Source organism: Symbiobacterium sp. (assembly GCF_040797425.1).
GTDB lineage: Bacteria > Bacillota > Sulfobacillia > Symbiobacteriales > Symbiobacteriaceae > Symbiobacterium.
In genome coordinates this window covers 1-5,571 of record NZ_JBFNEH010000097.1, presented here as the reverse complement: position 1 = coordinate 5,571, position 5,571 = coordinate 1, and the positions used below count along the sequence as shown (strand labels likewise).

Annotated in this window: 7 protein-coding genes; 1 reads left to right on the top strand and 6 read right to left on the bottom strand. The window is 67.5% G+C overall.

Annotated elements, in window-relative coordinates; genetic code table 11:
* From AB2385_RS16515 to AB2385_RS16490, 6 genes are all read right to left on the bottom strand, one after another.
* A partial coding sequence (locus AB2385_RS16515) for a superoxide dismutase (RefSeq protein ID WP_367656112.1) occupies positions 1–613 on the bottom strand: 613 nt, incomplete at its 3' end.
* A 366-nt stretch (positions 614–979) separates the two neighbouring features.
* A complete protein-coding gene (gene spoVAE / locus AB2385_RS16510; protein ID WP_367656111.1) occupies positions 980–1,330 on the bottom strand; it encodes a stage V sporulation protein AE in 351 nt (116 codons plus the stop codon).
* Between the two features lie 4 nt (positions 1,331–1,334).
* Positions 1,335–2,351, bottom strand: a complete 1,017-nt coding sequence (spoVAD, locus tag AB2385_RS16505; RefSeq protein ID WP_367656110.1) for a stage V sporulation protein AD — start codon at positions 2,349–2,351, stop codon at positions 1,335–1,337.
* Positions 2,352–2,361: 10 nt separating this feature from the next.
* Positions 2,362–2,835, bottom strand: coding sequence for a stage V sporulation protein AC (gene spoVAC / locus AB2385_RS16500; RefSeq protein WP_367656109.1), 474 nt, complete (start codon positions 2,833–2,835; stop codon positions 2,362–2,364).
* 251 nt (positions 2,836–3,086) lie between these two features.
* Positions 3,087–3,374 (bottom strand): CD3324 family protein, encoded by a 288-nt coding sequence (locus AB2385_RS16495; RefSeq protein ID WP_367656108.1) that lies wholly within the window; start codon positions 3,372–3,374, stop codon positions 3,087–3,089.
* A gap of 277 nt (positions 3,375–3,651) precedes the next feature.
* Positions 3,652–4,125 carry a hypothetical protein gene (locus AB2385_RS16490; RefSeq protein WP_367656107.1) on the bottom strand — a complete coding sequence of 158 codons (474 nt, stop codon included), beginning with the start codon at positions 4,123–4,125 and terminating at the stop codon, positions 3,652–3,654.
* Positions 4,126–4,491: 366 nt separating this feature from the next.
* Between AB2385_RS16490 and AB2385_RS16485 the strand changes: the two genes are divergently transcribed.
* Positions 4,492–5,424, top strand: a complete 933-nt coding sequence (locus AB2385_RS16485) for a TerC family protein (RefSeq protein ID WP_367656106.1) — start codon at positions 4,492–4,494, stop codon at positions 5,422–5,424.
* Positions 5,425–5,571: the final 147 nt, after the last annotated feature.

Sequence of the window (5,571 nt, the reverse complement as noted above, 5' to 3'; positions counted from 1 at the left end):
GCTCCCAGTAGAGCTCTCGGGCCCGGCGCAGCCGCGCGGCCACGGCGGGCCAGTTGACCACGTTCCACCAGTTCTCCACGTACGCTGCCCGGTCGTTGCGGTACTTGAGGTAATACGCGTGCTCCCACACGTCCAGCGGCAGGAGCGGCACCACGTCCCACTGGCTCAGGTTCTGGTGCTTCTCCGCCGTGAGGATCTCCGTACGGTTCGCCCGCGGGGACCAGACCCAGATGGCCCAGCCTCCCCCCTCCACGCCCTCCGCCGCGCGGCTGAACTGCTGCCGGAACCGCTCGAAGCCGCCGAAGTCCTGCTCCATCTGGGCGATGAGCTCCCGGTCGGGCTCGCTGCCGCCGGGCGCCATGCTCTCCCAGAAGAGCGTGTGCAGGTAGTGGCCGGCGCCGTTGAAGGCCAGCTCCCGTTCCCAGTGCTTCACCAGGGCGAAGTCGCCCGAGGTGCGCGCCTCGGCCAGCGCCCGTTCCGCCCGGTTCAGCCCCTCCACGTAGGCGCGGTGATGCCGGTCGTGGTGCAGCCGCATCGTCTCGGCGTCGATGTGCGGTTCCAGCGCGTCGTAGGCATAGGGCAGCGGCGGCAGCCTGTGCTGGCCCGGCGGCACCGGTCTGAGCCCTCCGGGTCGCCCGTCGCCGATCGCCGGTGCGGGTGCCCCGGCCGCCAGCGCCTGGACGAGGCCGTCCAGAGCCTCGTAGGCCTCCGCCATCAGCGCGTCCGGGCGGGCGCGCATCCCCTCTGCGTCCTCCTGCAGCCGGGCGAAGCGCTCCTCCCAGCGCTGCACCTCCCTGGCCGGCCAGCCGCCGGCCGCGAGGGCGGCAATGTGGGCCCGCACCTGGCGCGCCCACTCGGCCACGTGCTGGTAGGCCATGGCCGCCGCGTCGTATGTAGGGAACTCAAACACGCCGGGTCTCCCCTCCCTTCGCTGCACTACTGTATGCAGCGGAAGGGAGCGGTCGACCCGGCGCCAGCTTCAGCTCTTGGGGTTGAACGTCACCGCGGTCAGGAAGGCGAAGATGATAGCCGCGGCGATCCCGGCGCTGGTCATCTCGAACATGCCGGTGAGCGCGCCGACCAGCCCGTGCGCCTCCAGCTCCTGGAGGGCGCCCTTGACCAGCGAGTTGCCGAAGCTGGAGATCGGCACTGAGGCGCCGGCGCCGGCGAACTCCACCAGCTTGTCGTACAGCCCGAGCCCGCCGAGAATGCCGCCGGCCACCGTGAAACCGGAGAGCACGTGGCCAGGGCTCAACTTGGTATTGTCCAGGATGACCTGTGCGACGAGGCAGATGAACCCGCCGACGAGGAAGGCTTTCAGGTACATCATCGGGTCATGCCTCCAGTGCCACCGCGTGGGCGATGGCCGGGATGTTCTCCCCCTGCTGGAACGTGGTCGGCGAGAGCAGAGCCCCGGTTGCCACCACCAGGATCCGACGCAGCTTGCCGCGGGCCATCTCCTTCAGCAGGTGGCCGCAGGTGACGATGGCGGAGCTGGCGCAGCCGCTGCCCCCGGAGTGCACGTCCTGCCGGGTGTGGTCGTAGATCATCGCCCCGCAGTCGTTGTAGTTGCCGCCCAGGATCAGGTTGCGCTGCGCTGCCAGCTGCCTGGCCATATCGCGGCCGAAGCGGGCGAGGTCGCCGGTGACGATCAGGTCGTAATCCTCGACCCGGCGGCCGGTTTCCCGCAGGTGGGCCTCGATGGTGTCGACGGCGGCGGGAGCCATGGCGGCCCCCTGGTTGAAGGGGTCGGCAATGCCGAAATCGACCACCCTGCCCGTGGTGCAGTAGGTGATGCGGGGCCCCTCGCCGATGGCGGCGAGCACCACGGCCCCGGCCCCGGTCACCGTGTACTGGGCGTAAGGCTTGCGCTGGTTGCCGTACTCGGTGGGGTACCGGTACTGCCGCTCTGCGGCGGCGTTGTGGCTCGAGGCCGCGCAGAGCACCCGGTCGGCGTAGCCGCCGTCGATCAGCTGGGCCCCGATGGCCAGCGACTCGCAGAAGGTGGAGCATGCGCCGTAGAGCCCGTACATCGGCACACCCACCTCCAGACCGCTGAACGAGGCGGAGATGATCTGGTTCAGCAGGTCGCCGGCGAGGAAGTAGTCCACCGCGGGCGGCTTCCCCGTGATGCCGGCCTTTTGCAGGGCGAGATTGCAGGCGTCGATCATCATCTGGCGCTCGGCCTTCTCGAAGGACGACTGGCCGAGCGTCAGGTCGGGGTAGGTCCGGTCGTACTCCTGGCCCAGCGGCCCCTGCGCCTCCAAGGGGCCGGCCACCGCAGCCGCGCCGATGATCACCGGTGGCTGCTCCAGCTTCACCGTCTGCGGACCGATGCGTTTCCTGGCCACGGCCGATCCCTCACCGTCCGAGCCGGAGGAGGCCGGCCACGATGCTCACTGCGAAGGCCGTCACCACGCCGAAGACGATCACCGCCCCGGCCAGCTGGAACATGCGCCCGCCGACGCCGAAGACGAGCCCTTCCCGCTTGAACTCCAGCGCCGAGGCGGTCATGGCGTTGGCGAAGCCGGTAACCGGAACCGCCAGGCCCGCGCCGGCGTGCCGCGCCAGCTTGTCGAAGAGCCCCAGGCCCGTGAGCAGGGACGAGAGGAAGATGAGCGTCGCCACGGTGGGATTCGCGGCATCTTTGTGGGAGATGCCCAGCACCGCCTCCCAGAAGTCCGTGAGGCCCTCGCCGAGCACGCAGACGAGGCCGCCGCTGACGAACGCCATCACGGCGTTGCGAAGCCGGGGCGGGCTCGGCTCGGCCCTGGCCACCATCCGCTGGTAGAGTGCTCGCTCCGTCTCCTGCGACGGCCCCTGTTTGATCGTCACGCTCCGACACCTCCGGAGGGATAGTCTCCGTCTCCGGCGGGGTCCATATGCGAAAAGGCAGGCGCTCTCGCCTGCCTCTTCCGCGGGCCATCCCCGAACTGCCGCCGCCGCGCCCCCTTGGGGACGAAACGGTCACCGGCCACCGGGGATAGCGACCTTGGCGTGAACCAGGGTCACCACCCCCTTCCTGTTGCGTGAACTTGCGGGCTGGCCAGCCGCAATGCCAGTTTACCCCCGTCCGGCGGAGCGGATCAGCCCCGCGAACAGCTGGACTCGTTCTTTCCGCTGATAATCTTGCGGATGGAGTCGTATCCCAGGTGGAACTCCCGCATGAGCTGCTCGATGGTCGCCCCTTCGGCGCGGCGCTGGCGGATGCGCTCGTTTCGCCGGGCCAACTCGGCGCGGGCGCCGCTGCGGGCGCCCCACGGGAGACGCTCGTCACCCCGGGGGATGTAGAGTTGCTCGCCGGCGGCGTACCGCTGAACCGCGGCGAGCAGTTCGGCGGGGAGGACGTCTGCAGCGTTCCGGTAACGTGCCAAGGTGAGCCAGGCCTCCTTCGTCTTGATGCACAAGACAAAAAACCGCAGGGCAACGCCCCGCGGTCAGGCCTGGTGACGCGTTCAGGCAGACGCTGCGGGAGCGTGCCGGCTGTTGCGCACGTGAGCGCGCGCGGTCGCGGTGGCGCGCAGTTCAATGCAAGCGCCCATCAACATGCCGGCACCTCCTCCCTTCGTGGTCTTGCACCGCATCCATCTTACCTGCCGGGACAGACTGTTGTCAATCGCCAGATGTCTGTGCGCAGCCCGCCAGCCGCGGCTAGTGCGGGCGTTCCCGCCTGAGGAGGTAGACGCCCGCCGCCAGCAGCGCCAGCGGCAAGGCGAACCGCAAGAGCGGGCCGAGTACCGTGAGGAGCGTCATGCCCAGGCAGATCCAGGCCACCACCCGGGCCCACTGCTGGGCGTGGCCGGTCTCCCGCCAGACCAGGCCGAAGGTGACGGCCAGGCCGAAGAAGAAGAGCCAGCTGGTGCCCGCCCACGGCAGCAGCCATTCGACGAAGGCGACGGCCGCCAGGGTGAGGAGCACTCCGGCGGGGATGATCGCCCACCACCGGTCACGGTTGCCGGAATAGACCATGGCGAAGCCCAGCCCCGCGAGGCCCAGCATCAACGGCCACATCAGCGCTTGCCAGGGCAAGATCACGATGCGCAGGTTGCCGAGGAGCAGCAGCACGCCCGCGGTGATCAGCACGGCTCCCCACAGACTGCTCCGTTCCTTGTGCCCAGTCTCCATGTTGCGCACACCCTTTCTGCGAGGCCTTCTGCAGGTAAGACGACGGGTGCACGTCCTTCCCCTTCACCTCTTTACACGGGAACGCGGTGTCCTGTATACTGAGCATCAGTAGTGTACTGGCTCTATATAACAAGGGGAGTAGCCAGCCTGGTCCATCCAGGTGGGGCAGTCGGTCATTGCGGGTGAACGCCCCCGGCTGCCCCGGTCGCCAGCGCAAGTCTGGGGCATGGCAAGACCTTGGTTCCAAATCGGAACAAGGTCTGCCATGCCCCTTTGGTTTACAGGGATGCCGCAGGAATGCCGCGGCGGTCCTGGTGGCAGGCTTCGGCTACGAACCGCGGGAACAGGTAAGGAGGACGGGTTGCGGTGCACACCTTCGAGTTGGCCGCGTTCTTTCTGTTTGTAATCTTTGCCACCTGGCTGGACCTGTTCGTACTGCACAAGGATGATCACGACATCGGGCTCAAGGAAGCGGCCATCACGTCACTGGTGTGGATTCTGCTTGCACTGCTCTTCAGCGGCTACGTGTACTGGCGCTACGGCGCGGAGATGTGGATGCAGTATATCGCAGGCTACACCATGGAGAAGGCGCTCAGCGTCGACAACCTCTTCGTCATCGCGACGATCTTCGGCTTCTTCGGCCTCCGCGGGGGCCTGCAGCACCGGGCGCTGGCGTGGGGCGTCATCGGCGCCGTCATCATGCGCTCCATCCTCATCTTCCTCGGCGTGGAGGCGGTCGAGCGGTTCACCTGGTTGCTCCCGGTCTTCGGCGTGTTCCTGCTGATCACCGGGTTCAAGATGCTCCGCCACGACGACGAGGAGCCGCAGTCGCTGGAGGAGAGCCGGATCTACCGCCTGGTCTCCCGCGTGCTGCCCACCTATCCCGGCTTCGACGGTCACGCCATCATCACGAGGAAGTCGGGCCGCTGGCAGCTCACGATCCTGGGCATGTCGATCGTCATGGTGGAGGCCACCGACCTGCTCTTCGCAGTGGACTCGATCCCGGCGGTGATGGGCATCAGCCAGGACTTCTTCATCGTGCTCACCTCGAACATCTTCGCCGTCCTCGGCCTGCGGGCGCTCTACTTCCTGCTGGCCGGCATCCTCGACAAGTTCCGCTACCTCAGCGTCGGTCTGGCCTTCGTCCTGCTCTTCATCGGCGGCAAGATGCTGGCTACCCCCTTCGGCATCCACGTGAAGACGTGGGTCTCGCTCACGGTGGTGCTCGGCACAATCGCCGTGGCGATTGCGGCCTCGCTCCTGATCCCCGAGAGAAGCTCGCCCCAACAGGCGGACTGAGGTTCAATGACAGCAGGCGGCATCCCGCAAGTGTAGACATCCAACAGTAACTGTCACAGGAACAACAAAGACTTGCGGGTTCCGGGCTCCTTGGCGTTGTCCCGGAAATCGTGGAAATTCAAAGTGGCGGCCCTCAAGCCCCGTTTG

Coding starts and splice junctions, on each gene's coding strand:
- spoVAE (WP_367656111.1), bottom strand. CDS start 1,330: ATGATGTACCTGAAAGCCTTCCTCGTCGGCGGGTTCATCTGCCTCGTC.
- AB2385_RS16490 (WP_367656107.1), bottom strand. CDS start 4,125: ATGGAGACTGGGCACAAGGAACGGAGCAGTCTGTGGGGAGCCGTGCTG.